The sequence below is a fragment of the Acinetobacter sp. 25-47-130 genome, assembly GCF_056779705.1.
In genome coordinates this window covers 1-17,244 of the sequence record NZ_JBWYII010000001.1, presented here as the reverse complement: position 1 = coordinate 17,244, position 17,244 = coordinate 1, and the positions used below count along the sequence as shown (strand labels likewise).

Annotated in this window: 14 protein-coding genes; 8 read left to right on the top strand and 6 right to left on the bottom strand. The window is 39.3% G+C overall.

Going from position 1 to position 17,244, the window contains the following annotated elements:
* Positions 1-84: 84 nt before the first annotated feature.
* The gene (ftsH, locus tag AC1M83_RS00070; protein ID WP_035266907.1) at positions 85-1,974 is read right to left on the bottom strand and encodes an ATP-dependent zinc metalloprotease FtsH; all 1,890 of its coding nucleotides are present in this window, start codon (positions 1,972-1,974) and stop codon (positions 85-87) included.
* A gap of 137 nt (positions 1,975-2,111) precedes the next feature.
* A complete protein-coding gene (gene rlmE, locus AC1M83_RS00065; protein ID WP_035266905.1) occupies positions 2,112-2,762 on the bottom strand; it encodes a 23S rRNA (uridine(2552)-2'-O)-methyltransferase RlmE in 651 nt (216 codons plus the stop codon).
* Between the two features lie 196 nt (positions 2,763-2,958).
* On the opposite strand from rlmE, the gene yhbY reads away from it, so the two are divergent.
* The 5 genes from yhbY (at position 2,959) to greA (ending at position 9,601) form a co-directional block, all read left to right on the top strand.
* On the top strand, positions 2,959-3,282 hold the full coding sequence (yhbY, locus tag AC1M83_RS00060) for a ribosome assembly RNA-binding protein YhbY (protein ID WP_035266903.1): 324 nt from the start codon (positions 2,959-2,961) through the stop codon (positions 3,280-3,282).
* A 15-nt stretch (positions 3,283-3,297) separates the two neighbouring features.
* Positions 3,298-3,834 carry a DOMON-like domain-containing protein gene (locus AC1M83_RS00055; RefSeq protein WP_481589676.1) on the top strand — a complete coding sequence of 179 codons (537 nt, stop codon included), beginning with the start codon at positions 3,298-3,300 and terminating at the stop codon, positions 3,832-3,834.
* Between the two features lie 804 nt (positions 3,835-4,638).
* Complete coding sequence (gene carA / locus AC1M83_RS00050) at positions 4,639-5,781, top strand: glutamine-hydrolyzing carbamoyl-phosphate synthase small subunit (protein ID WP_035266900.1); 1,143 nt, start codon at positions 4,639-4,641, stop codon at positions 5,779-5,781.
* 14 nt (positions 5,782-5,795) lie between these two features.
* Entirely contained in the window at positions 5,796-9,029 is a 3,234-nt protein-coding gene (gene carB, locus AC1M83_RS00045; RefSeq protein ID WP_481589675.1) for a carbamoyl-phosphate synthase large subunit, read from the top strand.
* A 95-nt stretch (positions 9,030-9,124) separates the two neighbouring features.
* A complete protein-coding gene (greA, locus tag AC1M83_RS00040) occupies positions 9,125-9,601 on the top strand; it encodes a transcription elongation factor GreA (protein WP_035266896.1) in 477 nt (158 codons plus the stop codon).
* 44 nt (positions 9,602-9,645) lie between these two features.
* On the opposite strand, the gene AC1M83_RS00035 is transcribed toward greA, so the two are convergent.
* A complete protein-coding gene (locus AC1M83_RS00035) occupies positions 9,646-10,269 on the bottom strand; it encodes an FMN-binding negative transcriptional regulator (protein ID WP_481589674.1) in 624 nt (207 codons plus the stop codon).
* Positions 10,270-10,373: 104 nt separating this feature from the next.
* Between AC1M83_RS00035 and AC1M83_RS00030 the strand changes: the two genes are divergently transcribed.
* Complete coding sequence (locus AC1M83_RS00030; protein ID WP_481589673.1) at positions 10,374-11,003, top strand: CatB-related O-acetyltransferase; 630 nt, start codon at positions 10,374-10,376, stop codon at positions 11,001-11,003.
* Here the strand turns inward: AC1M83_RS00030 and AC1M83_RS00025 are convergent.
* Entirely contained in the window at positions 10,987-11,550 is a 564-nt protein-coding gene (locus AC1M83_RS00025; protein ID WP_481589672.1) for a hypothetical protein, read from the bottom strand. The genes AC1M83_RS00030 and AC1M83_RS00025 overlap by 17 nt on opposite strands.
* 442 nt (positions 11,551-11,992) lie before the next feature.
* Between AC1M83_RS00025 and AC1M83_RS00020 the strand changes: the two genes are divergently transcribed.
* Positions 11,993-12,433 carry a universal stress protein gene (locus AC1M83_RS00020; RefSeq protein ID WP_481589671.1) on the top strand — a complete coding sequence of 147 codons (441 nt, stop codon included), beginning with the start codon at positions 11,993-11,995 and terminating at the stop codon, positions 12,431-12,433.
* Positions 12,434-12,465: 32 nt separating this feature from the next.
* On the opposite strand, the gene AC1M83_RS00015 is transcribed toward AC1M83_RS00020, so the two are convergent.
* Positions 12,466-12,789, bottom strand: a complete 324-nt coding sequence (locus tag AC1M83_RS00015) for an MGMT family protein (protein ID WP_257219892.1) — start codon at positions 12,787-12,789, stop codon at positions 12,466-12,468.
* Positions 12,790-12,894: 105 nt separating this feature from the next.
* Here AC1M83_RS00015 and AC1M83_RS00010 point away from each other — a divergent pair, with 105 nt between their 5' ends.
* Positions 12,895-13,857, top strand: coding sequence for an alpha/beta fold hydrolase (locus tag AC1M83_RS00010; RefSeq protein ID WP_481589670.1), 963 nt, complete (start codon positions 12,895-12,897; stop codon positions 13,855-13,857).
* Between the two features lie 97 nt (positions 13,858-13,954).
* Here AC1M83_RS00010 and AC1M83_RS00005 read toward each other — a convergent pair.
* Positions 13,955-17,244: BapA/Bap/LapF family large adhesin (locus AC1M83_RS00005; protein ID WP_481589669.1), on the bottom strand; the 3,290-nt coding region annotated here is incomplete at its 5' end.

The window sequence follows — 17,244 nt, the reverse complement described above, 5'->3', positions numbered from 1 at the left end:
CCATTCACATGATATCAAGTAAAATTTAAACATGAGGGATAATTTCAACACAAAAAAAAGAGCCTCATAAGAGGCTCCTTCATTTTAGCTTGCAGGTAACGGTGGAGGCGTTGAAGGACCATCTGTAGGGGTTACATCTACGATTGGATTCTCAGCCACATATACCTTAGGTGGTTGAGGTTCACGACCTTCCATAATGTCACGGATTTGATCACGATCAATCGTTTCCCACTCAAGCAAAGCTTTTACCATCGCATGGGCAATATCTTTATTATTTTCTAAGATATCACGTGCAACTTTGTACTGCTCATCTAGGATACGGCGAATTTCACGATCAACTTCAAGTTGAGTCGTTTCAGAAATAGTACGACCACCTAGACTACCCATAAATGACTGTTGAGCATCTTCTTCATAAACCATGACACCCATCTTGTCAGACATACCGTACTTAGTCACCATTGCACGCGCCATTTTTGTTGCACGTTCAAAGTCGTTAGAAGCCCCAGTTGACATCTGATTAATGAAAATTTCTTCTGCAATACGACCACCAAACAGAATAGAAAGCTCATTCAACATTTTGTCTTTGTAATGACTGGTTTGATCAAACTCTGGAAGCTGCCAAGTTACACCTAATGCCCAACCACGTGGCATAATCGTGACTTTATGTACTGGGTCTGTGCCTGGAAGCATTTCAGCTACAATCGCATGACCTGCTTCATGATAAGCCGTTGCGCGACGCTCTTCTTCACGAAGAACCATTGATTTACGCTCTGGCCCCATATAAAGCTTATCTTTTGCATCTTCAAAGTCATGCATATCGACCGTATTTTTATTACGACGTGCAGCAAATAACGCAGCTTCATTGACTAAGTTTGCCAATTGCGCACCAGAGAACCCTGGAGTACCACGTGCCAATACTTTGACATCCACACCAGTCACTGAAGGTAATTTTTTCAAATGCACATTCAGGATTTGCTCACGACCTTTAATATCTGGAAGTCCAACCATCACTTGACGGTCGAAACGTCCCGGACGAAGTAAAGCTTTATCTAGAACGTCAGCACGGTTAGTCGCAGCAATAACGATGATACCTTCATTACCTTCGAAACCATCCATTTCCACCAACATCTGGTTCAAGGTTTGTTCGCGCTCATCGTGACCACCACCAGTACCTGAACCACGATGACGACCCACCGCATCAATCTCATCAATGAAAATGATACACGGCGCATGGCGTTTCGCTTGCTCAAACATATCACGTACACGTGATGCACCAACACCAACGAACATTTCAACAAAGTCCGAACCTGAGATACTAAAGAATGGAACCTTAGCCTCTCCAGCAATCGCTTTCGCAAGTAAAGTTTTACCTGTGCCCGGTGGACCTACCATCAGGACACCACGAGGAATGCTCGCACCAAGACGCTTAAACTTTGTTGGATCTTTCAAGAAATCCACAATTTCAACGACTTCTTGTTTCGCTTCGTCACAACCCGCAACATCTGTGAAAGTGACTTTGATTTGGTCTTCTGAAAGCATTTTTGCTTTTGACTTACCAAAACTCATCGGGCCGTTTTTACCACCAGCACCGCCACCCATGTTGCGCATAAAGAACATGAATAACAAAATGATTAAAAGTACTGGAAAGCTTGCGATCAAAAGCTGCATCAATAAACCTTGACGTTGCGGAGCAGTGCCCTCAACAACGACATTATTTTTGATGAGATTCGGCATTAACTCAGGATCTTGAACCGCAGGACGAATACTCTCAAATGGAGAACCATTTACTTTTTCGCCACTAATTCGTTCACCGTCAATGGTAACTTGTTTAATTTGACCAGCATTAACCGCTGCAACAAATTCTGAATAGTTCAATGCAGCAGGCTTATCACGGTCACTAATGTTGCTGAAAATTAATATCAGCACACCAAGTATAACAAGCCATAAAACGGCATTCTTAAAGAGATCGCTCAAAGCTTTATTCCCATATCAATCTAATTTGATCATGCCCAAAATTGGGTGACCTTTAACAAAAAGCGAGTAAATCAATTTCGCAATAAAATATTCAAAAGGTACAAAATGCACATTTTTTAGCGACTTGGCAAGTCACTTTATTGCGATTTCTTTTTACGGCCCTGTCCAATTAAAAAAACTTCCTTCGAACGAGCACGCGAAGCAGCAGGCTTTGCAGTTTTTAATACTTCAAAACTGTCTACAACTTCCTTACGGAATTCGTCAAAACCAGTTCCTTGGAAAACTTTGACAACAAACTGTCCTTTCGGACCTAAAACTTTATTGGCAAAGTCTAATGCAAGTTCACACAAATAAATTTGTCGAGGTTGATCAACGGCCTTATTACCTGATGTATTGGGGGCCATATCTGAAATTACAACGTCTACAGTTCGTCCATTTAAAATATTTAACAATTTTTCGAAAACTTCCTCTTCTCGAAAGTCTCCTTGCAGGAACGTCACATCTGGAAGTGCATCCATTTCCAAAATATCTGATGCAATCACTAAACCTTTATCACCCACTAATTTTCCGGCGATTTGGGACCAACTACCAGGTGCAGCACCAAGGTCCACGACAGTCATACCAGGTTTAATGATTTTGTATTTCTCTTGGATTTCAAGCAATTTATATGCAGCACGCGCACGATAACCTTCCTTTTGTGCTTTTTTCACAAACGGGTCATCTAAATGCTCTCTCATCCACGCACGACTACTTTTGGATAACTTCTGATTGGTAATGCGTGTTGCCATAACTCTTTAAATACACGTAATCTTCTAACTTTTTATTGTACGTGAATTTTATCCCCCTTGCAGTATTCATCTGTATCTAATTCAAGATTATCGTTTATGTTTTTTTGATTTAAGTTGATCGATTATTTCTGAGAAACATAAGCGTTTGATCTCTTGATTTGCTATACTAAGTCGTTTTTAAAATTAGGTTATCTTTATGGCGGCTTTATCAATTCAGGAACGCAAACGTTTGCGTCAAATCGGACATGCACTTAACCCAGTGGTAATGTTAGGTGGTCAAGGTTTAACTGAAAATGTCATTGAAGAAACTCAACGTGCTTTAAATGATCATGAGTTAATTAAAGTAAAAATTGGCGGTGAAGATCGTGATGCTCGTGCAGCAGTCATTACTGAAATCGCCGAAGTTACTGGTGCAGAGGTTGTTCAAACCATTGGAAAGATTGCACTTTTATATAAGAAAGCGGCAAAACAAAATCCTAAACTTTCGAATCTTGTTCGCCACGCACATCTTTCTAATTAATTTGAGTTGCATTGAATGGCAAGTTACGAACTAAATTCTTTTGACCGTTACTTTGATATCTCCTTGGTTGGTGCAATTGAACAAGCGAGTCCATACACACTAAATGTGGGCTATTGGTTACGTGACCCAAATCAATACTTAGTTTATCCGGAAATTGTAGCTGGTCATCCACGACGAGATTTTCTTTGGGAAGAAACCTGCTTTGAAATTTTCATTGGGGTGAAAGATCAGGACTTTTATCGTGAAGTCAATCTCTCCCCTTCTCAAGCTTGGCAAGCGTATCAATTTGAAGAGTATCGTTACCCTGAAGATATGCCACCTCAAGCAGCTTATGACATAGAACTGAATTCACTCAAAAAGACGCACTATGGTTTAAATGTGAGCCTTGATCTAACGGAGTTTATGTTAAAACATAAATTGAAATGGCAGGATATTTTTATTGGCTTATCCGCTGTATTAAACACATCGCAAGCTAAACATTATTATGCGATGCAGCATAGTAGTCCTGAAGCTGACTTCCATAACAAGCGCGATTGGTTGCATCAGTTATAAAAAAAATAGTGAGATTTAATCTCACTATTTTTTACCCCAATATTTAAGTTCTATAGTTGTAGACTCTTCCGACCTCTTTTAGAGTTAAGTTTTATACAGCTGATCTCAACGTGTTATATCTAGTTATATTTGTAATTCCTGTTATTCATTTCTAATTTCAAAATTGTCCTTAATCACTTGAACAGCCAAATCTGCTCTTAAATATTTCTTCACAAACACCGAAGTAGCGTCAAATCTCTTTAAATTCGATCTCGGTTTAATTTTTAAAACCCAGCATGCTAACTACCAATTTCATCTTTGAATAATTGAACCAACGCTTTTAACAAGCAATTCAATATTTACCTCTATTTTCCATATTTAATCAGTCCTTTCTAAAATACTGGTAAATTGACCTAATCAGTACTTTGTTCGAACTTTTAGGAAGCATTTGGAGCAACTTCAACATTTGTTCTATTTAACAAATCAGCTTTTTGGAAGCTTTGTTATTCTGTTTCATAAACTTAGCTTATTAATTGTAAGTCTACATAAATTTTGATACATCGTGATAAAACTTAACTTTTGAATTATTAAATAATTCTTACATTCTTAGACTTTTGTCCAAAGTTTAAAAAGCAGACTTTTAAACAAATTACAAGGTATATATCTGACGAATTCAGGTTTATTTACGTGGACTTTATCAAGGTGTTTGCGTATAATGCCGTGTTAAGTTCAAGCGAGCAGATGTAAGGAGGGTGGGTTTTAAAGTAGCCTTCCTTTTTTTTCGTCTACTCGCTTTTTTACAGCCTAAATTTCAGGAGCTTTGGTTTGAGCACCCCAGCAATTTTAGCCCTTGCCGATGGTACGATCTTTAAAGGAACGTCAATCGGTGCATCGGGTAGTACGACTGGTGAAGTCGTTTTCAACACTGCCATGACTGGCTATCAAGAAATTTTGACTGACCCAAGTTATGCACAACAGCTTGTTACGCTTACCTATCCACACATTGGTAACACAGGTTGTAATGATGAAGACGCTGAGTCAGGTCGAATTCATAAAGTATGGGCAAACGGATTGATCATTCGTGACCTACCTTTATTGCACAGCAACTTCCGATCTACGCAATCTTTAGGCGAATACTTAAAATCTCACAATGTTGTCGCTATCGCTGACATTGATACACGTAAACTGACACGTATTTTACGTGCTAAAGGTGCACAAAACGGTTGTATCTTAGCTGGTGAAAATATTACAGAAGAAGAAGCTTTAGAAAAAGCTCGTGCATTCGGCGGTCTGAATGGTTTAGACCTTGCGAAAGAATGCTGTGATCCAAACGGTTTCGAATGGACTGAAGGTTCTTGGAAATTAGGTCAAGGTTTCTCCCAACCAGAAGCAAAATTTCATGTTGTCGCATATGATTACGGTGTCAAAACCAACATCTTACGTATGCTCGCAGACCGCGGTTGTAAATTAACTGTTGTACCTGCACAAACTCCTGCTGAAAAAGTTCTTGCTCTAAATCCAGATGGCGTATTCTTATCGAATGGTCCTGGCGATCCTGCAGCATGTGACTATGCAATTGAAGCTGTAAAAACAATTGTTGAAGATGCTCGTAACGTACCTGTATTTGGTATTTGCTTGGGTCACCAAATTCTTGCTCTCGCTTCTGGCGCTAAAACGGTGAAAATGCCTCATGGTCACCATGGTGCGAACCATCCTGTACAAAACATCGAAGATGGTACAGTGATGATTACTTCTCAAAACCATGGCTTCGCAGTGGATGCAGAAACATTACCTGCAAACCTTAAAGCGACGCACAAATCATTGTTCGATCAAACTCTTCAAGGGATTCATCGTACAGATAAGCCTGCGTTTAGTTTCCAAGGTCACCCAGAAGCAAGCCCAGGTCCACATGACTGCGCACCATTGTTCGATCATTTCATCGAACTTATTGAAGCATCTAAGAAGTAATTGAGGAGCAAATAATGCCAAAGCGTACGGATATTAAAAGCATCTTAATTATTGGTGCTGGTCCAATTGTTATCGGTCAGGCGTGTGAGTTTGACTACTCAGGTGCACAAGCATGTAAAGCATTACGTGAAGAAGGTTACCGTGTAATTCTGGTAAACTCTAACCCTGCAACGATCATGACTGACCCTGCAATGGCAGATGCAACGTATGTCGAGCCAATCACTTGGCAAACAGTTGCAGCGATCATTGAGAAAGAACGCCCAGACGCAGTTCTTCCAACAATGGGTGGTCAGACTGCATTGAACTGTGCCCTTGCCCTTGATGAGCATGGCATTTTAGAAAAATTCAATGTTGAATTGATTGGTGCAACGAAAGAAGCGATCGAAAAAGCGGAAGACCGTAAACTTTTCGATCAAGCAATGCGTAAAATTGGTCTTGAATGTCCAAAAGCAGCAATCGCTGAATCGATGGAAGAAGCTCTAGAAATTCAAGCACGTTTCGGCTTCCCAGTGATTATCCGTCCATCATTCACCATGGGTGGTTCAGGCGGTGGTATCGCATACAACAAAGAAGAATTCCTTGAAATCTGTGAACGCGGTTTCGATCTTTCTCCGACCAAACAATTATTGATCGATGAATCTTTAATTGGTTGGAAAGAATATGAGATGGAAGTTGTTCGTGACAAAAACGACAACTGTATCATCGTATGTTCGATTGAAAACTTTGACCCAATGGGCGTACACACAGGTGACTCAATCACTGTTGCACCTGCACAAACATTAACAGATAAAGAATATCAGTTAATGCGTAATGCATCTTTAGCAGTGTTGCGTGAGATTGGTGTAGAAACAGGTGGTTCTAACGTACAGTTTGGTATTTGTCCAAATACTGGCCGTATGGTTGTGATCGAGATGAACCCACGTGTATCTCGTTCTTCTGCATTGGCTTCAAAAGCAACTGGTTTCCCTATTGCGAAAATCGCTGCAAAATTAGCGGTTGGTTATACCCTTGATGAGCTTAAAAACGACATCACTGGCGGTACAACTCCAGCATCTTTCGAACCTGCGATTGACTACGTTGTCACTAAAGTTCCACGTTTCAACTTTGAGAAATTCCCACAAGCTGACGCAACTTTAACTACACAGATGAAATCTGTTGGTGAAGTGATGGCGATTGGTCGTAACTTCCAAGAGTCTATGAACAAAGCACTTCGTGGTCTTGAAGTGGGTGCAACTGGCTTTGATGAAAAAATCGAAGTGGGTGCTGAAGGCGCGCGTGAGAAAATCTTACAAGAACTTCGTGTTCCGGGTCCTGAGCGTATTTGGTATGTTGCTGATGCATTCCGTCACGGCTTTACATTAGAAGATGTATTCCAAGCGACTAAGATCGACAAATGGTTCTTGATCCAAATCGAAGACATCATCAAAACAGAAAACCAAATCAAAACTTTAGGTTTTGGCGATCTAAATGCGGACAACATCCGTTCATTTAAACGTAAAGGTTTATCTGACCTTCGCATTGCGAACTTGATGGGTATTTCACAAAAACAATTCCGTAAACATCGTTGGAACTTGGGCGTAACCCCAGTTTACAAACGTGTAGATACTTGTGCTGCTGAGTTTGAATCAGACACAGCGTATATGTATTCAACTTACGATGACGAATGTGAATCAAACCCGTCTAGCAAAGACAAGATCATGGTGATCGGTGGTGGTCCTAACCGTATTGGTCAAGGTATCGAATTCGATTACTGCTGTGTACACGCGGCGCTTGCAATGCGTGAAGACGGTTATGAAACAATCATGGTGAACTGTAACCCAGAAACGGTTTCTACTGACTATGACACATCTGATCGCCTGTACTTCGAACCAATTACACTTGAAGATGTGTTAGAAATCGTACGTATTGAGAAGCCAAAAGGCATCATCGTACAGTACGGTGGTCAAACACCACTTAAATTGGCACGTGCTTTAGAAGAAGCTGGTGCACCAATTATTGGTACATCTCCTGATGCGATTGACCGTGCAGAAGACCGTGAACGTTTCCAACAAATGATTCAACGTCTGCAACTTCGTCAACCAAACAACAGCATTGTAAAATCTGCTGAAGAAGGTATGGCTGAAGCAGCGAAAGTTGGCTATCCACTTGTAGTACGTCCATCATATGTACTTGGTGGTCGCGCGATGGAAATCGTATACAACGATGAAGAGTTACGTCGCTACTTACGTGATGCTGTTCAAGCTTCTAACGATGCCCCTGTTCTTCTTGACCGCTTCCTAGACGACGCGATCGAAGTTGACGTAGACTGCGTATCTGACGGTAAAGATGTGGTGATCGGCGGTATCATGCAGCACATCGAACAAGCAGGTATCCACTCAGGTGACTCTGCATGTTCGATCCCTCCTTACTCTCTTTCTAAAGAGATTCAGGACGAAATGCGCCGTCAAACTATCGCGATGGCTAAAGAGCTTGGTGTTGTTGGTTTAATGAACGTACAGTTTGCTGTTAAAGGCGAAGACGTTTACATTTTAGAAGTGAACCCACGTGCATCACGTACAGTGCCATTCGTTTCTAAATGTATCGGTGAGTCTTTAGCGAAAGTCGCTGCACGTTGTATGGCGGGTCAATCTTTAGAGTCTCAAGGATTCACGACTGAGATTATCCCTGAGCACTTCTCTGTTAAAGAAGCAGTGTTCCCATTCAACAAGTTCCCTGGAGTTGATCCAATCCTTGGGCCTGAGATGAAATCTACAGGTGAAGTAATGGGCGTTGGTAAAACATTTGGTGAAGCGTTCTATAAAGCTGTATTAGGTGCAAATGAGCGTTTACCAGGTCTTCCAACGGAAGGTGAAGTTAAACATGCGTTCATCTCTGTACGTGATTCTGATAAACCACGTGCAGCAGGTATTGCAAAACAACTTACTGGCTTTGGTTTCAAAATTCTTGCTACTGGTGGCACTTACGATGTCATCAAAGCGGCTGGTATTGAATGTGAACGTGTAAATAAAGTGACTGAAGGTCGTCCAAATATTGTGGACCGCTTGAAAAATGGCGAAATACACCTCATTATCAATACAACAGAAGGTAAACAAGCTCAGCAGGATTCGTTCTCAATCCGCCGTTCTGCACTTCAAGGTAAGGTCTATCATACGACTACCCTTAATGGTGCAGATGCAGTTTGCCAAGCTTTAGCAATCAAATTGCCAATGGATGTATATCGTTTGCAAGACTTACAAACAGTAGGTTAATACACTACCAAGAAGTCCCGTCACCTCTTGGTGGCGGGCTTTTTTTCATTTATAGACTTAGTATTTTTTCATACTTACTTTTTTGAGGGACAACTATGCAACGTTATCCTATGACACCTCAAGGCAAAGAAGCGCTTGAGAAAGAATTACACCAACTTAAAACTGTAGATCGTCCTCGTATTACAGCAGCGATTGCTGAAGCGCGTGAACACGGAGATCTTAAAGAAAACGCGGAATACCACGCTGCACGTGAGCAACAAGGTTTCTGTGAAGGCCGTATCCAAGATATCGAAGGAAAATTGGGTGCTGCACAAGTGATTGACGTTAAAGAACTTGAGCAAAATGGACGCGTTGTTTTTGGCGTGACTGTCACAATTGAAAATTTGGATACTGAAGAACGTAAAACGTATCAAATTGTTGGTGACGACGAAGCAGATTTTAAAATTAACAAAATATCTGTGAATTCTCCTATCGCGCGTGGTCTTTTGGGTAAAAATGAAGGCGATGAAGTTAAAATTACGACACCTCAAGGTGAAGTTGAATACGAAATTGTGAGCGTAGAATATCTCTAATTCTTGATCTTTTAGGCTATAAACCCCTCTGATGAGGGGTTTTTTTATACTCTTTTTAATTGATTCATTGTTTTTGCTAGATGCACTTTTCCAGCTTCATGAAGCTTCGTAATAACATTACGAAAATCTTTTTCCTCTCTATTTTGACTTAGTTTTGATTTAGCGATGATTCTTTCAATTTTAATTTCAAATACAACAAAATGGTTGAGCATTTCCATCAAGAAATCTTTAGGTACATCTGCCATTTTCCAAGCATTTTTACCATTCGTGATACGTTCATGTTGTTGGGTGAGTTGACCTAATACTGCAAGTTTAGTTTTCTGATCATGATAAAACTGAATTTCACCATTAATGTGTACGACTTGATAATTCCAAGTAGGTACTTTTTTGTGATCTTCAAATTTTGAAGGATAATAATTCGGTGAAATATAAGCATCCTCTGCTTTAAAGATGCATAGTATTTGATTATTCAAAATCGAATGATTGAATAGTGTATTCTGCAATGAAACATGTCCTCTCAATGTTTGTTCATCTACTAATATGAGCGGGATATGTTCAGCAATTAACCCTGTTTGGGTCTGTGCGACCAAAGATGCAAGAGGATACTCCTTAATTATTCTATATATTTCTTCAGGTCTATCTTCTCTAAATTCTGTTTCAACAAACATAGCTTTTCCATTCTTCTAATGCTCAATGAATATAAAAGTTTTCATTCAGGATGTAAGTTTTAATTGGTATATAATGCCCTAAAATCTTCTCCTTTTATTTCAACATGTCTGAAAAGCTGATCAACTCCCCTGTCAATCACTGGTGCGAATTCGAATTTATCTCTAAAACAGTCAAAAATCCGAATATTCATATTAAAGGCAATTACAGTTATTACTCAGCCTATTGGGATCAAGGTTTTGAGCGTTGTGTAGTGCGTTATCTACATGACAAAGCTTCGACACCAGAAAAACCCATCGATCAGCTTTATATTGGCAATTTTGTCTGTTTTGGCGCTGAGTGTGTCATCATGATGGGTGGAAATCAGTTACACCGTACCGAGTGGATTTCATCATTTCCTTTTGATACGCGTAGTTTTGTGCCTGCTGGCGATACTGTCATTGGTGATGGGTGTTGGATTGGTAGTCGTGCCATGATTATGCAAGGGGTAAAACTTGGTGAAGGCGCAGTGGTGGCAACTGGTGCTGTCGTCACCAAAGACGTACCACCTTATGCTGTTGTCGGTGGTGTACCTGCCAAAATTCTTAAATACCGTTTCCCTGAAGAAGATATTAAAAAATTGCTTTCCCTTAAGCTCTATGATTTAGATGAAAAGCAGTTTTTAAAAATGCGTGAACAGTTGCAGACGGGTAATGTTAATTCAATTTCAGATTATTTTTTTAATTTAGATCATTAAATGGCAATATTTTTTTTGAATATTTCACTACTTTTCGATTTTTTTCAGATTCGTGAGCAGGCCAAATATAATCAGTGTAATTAAGAGTCCAATGATAATATTTTTGATCACCACGTTTAAAATGAATATTTAGAACAGTTCCAGACTCATCGTAACAATGTGCTGAAGTCTTATAATCATGTTCTGAAAAACATGCACGAATCCTTTCAGAAGCATAAAAAAGTTGATCTGCTACTGCTAATCTATATTTTCCTTTATGATTCAATTGAACAAAGTCCGCATACTGCTCTGTTCTCCCTCCACCTGAGTAGCTTAAAAACCTATCATCAATGATAGCAATTGCCAGATCATTTTGACTTAATGGATAAAGGGCTGGATAAATTTTGATTCCTGAGCTTTGAAACTCATCGTCTACGCTAAAACTTTGATGTGAATGTCTATAATCCTTAAAATCCCAACGATTAAGTTCAATATAGTGTTCACCCATTTTTTGAAATTTGACTAGTTTGGGAGAAGAATCAATTAGATAGTAATATGAATCCTTCATATTCTTCACACGATATAATTTTGTGTCTTGTGCTCGACATTTCAATTCGTTTTTTTGACAAATTGAGTTGACCAAACTCTCAGAACTTGGAATTTCCGCAAACGATTGTGCAGAGATTATATAATTTGCATAGAGATGAGATGTTAATAATGCACCAAAAATCGAGATGCATACAATTTTACAAAAATTTATCATTTAATTTAATTAATATTTGTTCTGAGGAACTTATACCAGAATATAGAATTGATGAAATAGTATATATAAAAATAAATAAAGATATAGTTATCAAATAATTTAACCAATCTTAAATACATGTTTAAAAAAATTCCAACAAATCCACTTGGTTTTATTAATAAAAAAAGCAGTATATGATCAATACGAAAGCATAATTTTTCAACTTTATTTTGAACTATTTTAATAACGGTTAAAAAAGGAGAACAACATGAATTATCAAAATATCCTCGTTCCAGTGGATGGTTCAGAAGTAGCACTCAACGTCGTTCAGCATGCTGTTGAATTGGCTAAAGCATTTAATAGCAAAATTACTGTTGTTCAAGTGATGACACTCGATCCCTATATCGCAGCCGAATATCTCTCAGATGGGCAGTCAAATCTTTTAATTGAACGAGCACGAAAATTTATTGAAGACAACCTTGCTCAAGCTAAAACAAAGTTTAATGAATATGGAATAGATGTAGAGACTAAAATACTCGAAGGAGAAAGTATTCACCGCACCATAATGAAAGCGATTGATGAGCTTAATATTGATCTTATTGTTATCAGCTCGCACGGTCGCTCAGGATTCAAGAAATTAATTATGGGCAGTGTCGCACAAAGCCTCATCACTGAAGTCAATGTACCTGTTTTTGTCGTGAAGCAATAATATCTGATAGCTCCGTATACCATCATACGGAGCTACTCGAACCATCCAAAAATCTTGAAATCTATTTTGCCATTGTTAAACACAACTCCCTCTTCAAGCAATCTAGCTTGCTGGCAATTAAAACCTTGATCATCCAAACGCTGATGACTAATTTTACCTTGTGCATTAATGACACGATGCCAAGGCAAATCGCTACTCACATCTAATTGATTCAACACACGACCAACCAAACGTGCATGTTTAGGCAGTCCGGACATCGCAGCAATTTGACCATAACTGGCTACTTTCCCATAAGGAATTTGTGATACTGTGGCTAAGATCATCTGTGCCATTTCCGCTGATGCTGATCGATTCATCAATAATTGACCTATAGTTTATCGGATGATTGATTTGAGCAAATGCATTTCATAACAGACTCACTTAATCTAAATTTGCACAATAACAATACACAGAGAAATACAATGAAAAGGATATTTTCACACTTACTTGCTGCTTCAATTGCAGTCGGTACAATCTCTATTACATCGACAACTCAAGCCGCGCCAAGCAGTATAAATATACAAAATATTTTACAACAAGAACGTGCTTGGGCTGGACTGAATACCAAGCGCATTAAAGTCTCCGACATCGATTGGGCTTACAGTGAAGGTGGAACCAAAGGCAAACCAGTACTTATGCTTGTGCATGGTCTTGCAGGCAGTCGGGATAATTGGAACCGAGTCGCTCGCTATCTGACACCACATTATCACGTCATTATCCCTGATTTACCTGGACAAGGTGATAGTAAAGTAGCTGCAGATTTTGATTATTCAATTCCTAATCTGACAGAAAAATTACGTCGCTTTGCAGAAGCCATTCATGTTGATCAAAATCTAAATGTTGCCGGTCACTCCATGGGCGGAGCTGTAGCATTACTTTATGCGGCGCAGTATCCAATCGATACTAAATCATTACTACTCATTAACAGTGCAGGTGTATTTAAATCTGCCAATACCCCTTACTTAAAAGACCCAAATTTACTCAAAAATTTTATCGTTTCTAAACCTGGAGATTTTGATCGGTTATTTAAAATTGCTACGCAGCAACCTCCATTTATACCAAACGAACTGAAAGTCGAACAAGAAAAGCTCATGATATCCAATGTTACGAATAACACGAAACTCGTTGAGCAACTTATTCTCATGTCCAAATCATTTACACCTGAAACATTTGCGCTAGCGGCTCGCTCAATCGATCAACCAACACTCATCTTTTGGGGAGATCGTGATCAAATTATTAATGTAGAAGCTGCAGCTGAACTGAAAGGATTACTGAAAAATGCTCAAGAGCCTATCATCTTAAAAGGTGTAGGTCATACACCAATATTGGAACAAGAACAAATCCTCGTACAACATTATTTAAATTTTCTTAATCTACTCAAATAAGTTATAGACAATGAATGGGACATTTTAAATGACCCATTTTTTTTAATTCAAGAATAAAAAAAGAGGAACCGAAGTTCCTCTTATTTACATTAGTCTATTAGAACAACAAATGGTTTTTGTTCAACAAGTCTTGAAGGGAAACATCAGTATTGTTGAAAGTAATTAGGTCAACCTTGTTATAAGTTGTACCTGCGCCATCACGATCAATACTTAACTTCGTATTGTTTCCGTCTTTCTCGACAAAGATGAATTTATCAATGTTTTGAGCAGTTGCACTATCAGATAACAACTCAGAAACATCAATCTTCACATTGCTGCCTAATTGGAAGTCATTGATTGTGTCAACGCCGTTACCACCGTTATGGCTGTTGTCATTTAACACATTAAAGATCAACTTATCCAAACCTTTAGCAGAAACTGTTTCATTCAAGTAAGTAGAATTAAACTTACCTGCTGTTTCATTCGCCAATGCATCAGCATCATTCGCGTTTGCTTCTGGTGTGAATTTGCTCCAAGCCAATGGTGAACCTGATTTAGAATCAATTTGAAGTACTAATTGAGCTGTATCAGACTTACCAGTTAGAGGATCAGTAATCGTGTATTTAAATACATCCGTTTTACCAATCGCATTAAGGTTTGCATTTGGTTTGTAAGCGTATGTACCGTTTGCATCGATTGTTAATGTACCAAACTCACCTTTGATCGTCGTTGCACCATTAATCGCAACACCATTTACAGCTTTCACAACAGCACCGGCAACTACAAGATCTTTACCATGTACAGGATCAAGATCAGTAATCACATTACCCTTCGCTTCAGTGATTGACTTCACTACAGGCGTTGTACTTGTATCAGTTTCTTTAATGAGCAAGTTAGTCTGTACATAACCTGGTAAAGAAGCAAGGTTCGAGTTACTCATTTCAATACGATATTTACCAGCTGATAAACCATCTAAATTAATATGTGCAACTTCACCAAAGATACCAATAAAGTCGAATAAACCTGACGATTTATCATTAGCGATAAGTACCCACTTACCAGAACTGTCTTGTTTGTACAGATTAACTTTCACAGTGTCAAACAGTGTTTTCCAAGAAGCAGACTTCACTTGAAGTTGTACGTCAGCAGTTTTGTTAGCACCGATTGTAAACTCTGTAGCACCACTTGTTTTACCAAGCGTGATACCAAGGAAACCAATTAACCAGTTGTACGAAATCGCATCTTTAATGAATTTCTCTGTAACAGGATACTCGTACTCGATACCAGCTTTAGCAACATTATCAATGGCATCCAACGGAATGTTTGGAGCAGTCACTTGACGTGGTGCAGATTCACCCGCTACATCAGAAGCGGTCACAGATACATTTTGTCCATCATTCAAACTTGGTATCAACTTAATTGAGTAGTTTCCATTGCTATCCGCAGTGGTTGTACCAATCACGTTGTTGTTTGCATCTTTTACTTTAACAGTTGATAAAGCTTGTGCAGTACCTGTTACTAATGAACCATCTGCATTAAATGTTGCCGTTGGAGCATCTGGAGGAGTTACATCCAAATCGAAGCCGATGCTTGATGAAGGACCGATATTTCCAGCTTCATCAATCGCTTTAGCTTCAACGATAATTGTACCTTCTGGTAAATTATTGTTGATTGGATATGTCCAATTACCATTTTGATCAGCAGGAACAAGTGCAGAATCAATAATTCGACCTGTAGAGTCCTTAATCACTAATTCGACAGTAGTATTCGCTTCAGCTTTACCTGTTAATACTGGTTTCAAGTCACTTGGATCTGTAATTGGATTAATAATCACAGCATCAGGAGCTTGAGTATCAACTGTTAATTGCTGAGTTTCAGTTTTTTTGTTCTTAGCTAAATCAGTAGATGTTACTTCAACTGTGTAATTTCCATCCGCTAAATCTCTTGGCGGTGTAAATGTCCAATTGCCTGAGCTATCTACAGAAGCTGGTGCATCTACAACAGTATTTCCATTCTTATCTTTGATCACGACTTGAACTTTAGAATATTGTTCAGTTGAACCAGAAATTGCTGGAGTAGTATCGTTTGTAGGATATAACTCTTCAACTGACAAATCAGGTGAAAGTGTATCCACTGCAAACTTTTGAGTAACTTTAGCACCACTATTGCCTGCTTTATCTCCTGGTACAGCTTCCAATACATATACACCATCGGCTAAAGGCTCAGAAGGCTTATAAGACCATCGATCAGCTGTCAATATTGCAAGACCACTGGAAACCACTACACCATTTTGATCCTTAATTTCAACATTAACTTGTGATGGATTATTCTGAGTTTTACCACCAAAAGTTCGTTGCGGATTGTTAGTGTAGTTTAATGATGGATCAACCGCCGTTACTTGAGCTGCTTTTACTACTGGTTCAGCTACAAATAATGAGCGTGCAGCGAAAGCAGAGAATGCAGCAATTTGAGGCTCAGCAGCTAATGATACTGCCTGTACAGATGCAGCTTCACTCACATCCCATGCAGCTTCTTCATCATCCCAAGGATCGATATCTAACCAAGGATCATTATCATCTTCCCACGGATCAATATCGATATCTGGTGGTGTCAAGTCGATTACAAAATCTTGTTCAGTTGGATTACCTACGTTTCCAGCTTCATCCTTAGGAGTAGCTTCGATTTTGTAGTCACCTTCTTCCAACTCAGCTTCTGGCTTATACGACCATTTACCATCTTCTCCAACTTCAACAGTTGCCTTCTCTTCGAAGCCATCTGGACCAGTGATCACGATATCCACTAGCGAACCTTTCTCACCTGTTCCTGTAATTTCCGGTTGAGGATCATTCGATTCGAAATCATCACCACCAATTGGATCAATAGTAATGTCAGAAGGAGGTGTTGTATCAACTTCTAACTGTTCTTTAGAAGTATCACCTTTGTTACCCGCTTTATCAGTCGGAGTTACTTCAATATCGTAATGACCTTCTGGTAATTCTTCAGTCGGTGTATACGTCCAGTTACCTTCTGGATCAACTTCTGCTTTACCTTCAGAGACAATTTCACCGTCTTTGTCTTTGATCACAACATCAACTATCGCTCCTGGTTCTGTTTTACCAGTAATTTCAGGAGTGGTATCGTTTGTTGGCTTAAGCTCATCGATGGTTAATTCAGGCGCTACTGTGTCAACCTCGAAGCTCTCTGGCTGAGATTCACCTGTGTTACCTGCTTGATCTGTTGCTTTTGCAACTACGTCATATTCGCCATCTGCCAATTCAACTGATGGTGTATATGTCCATGTGTCACCTGTAACTGTCGCTGGACCTTCTGCAACAACTTGACCGTCTTTGTCTTTAACAACGACATTTACTGTTGTTCCTGGTTCAGTTGTACCTGTGATTTCTGGTG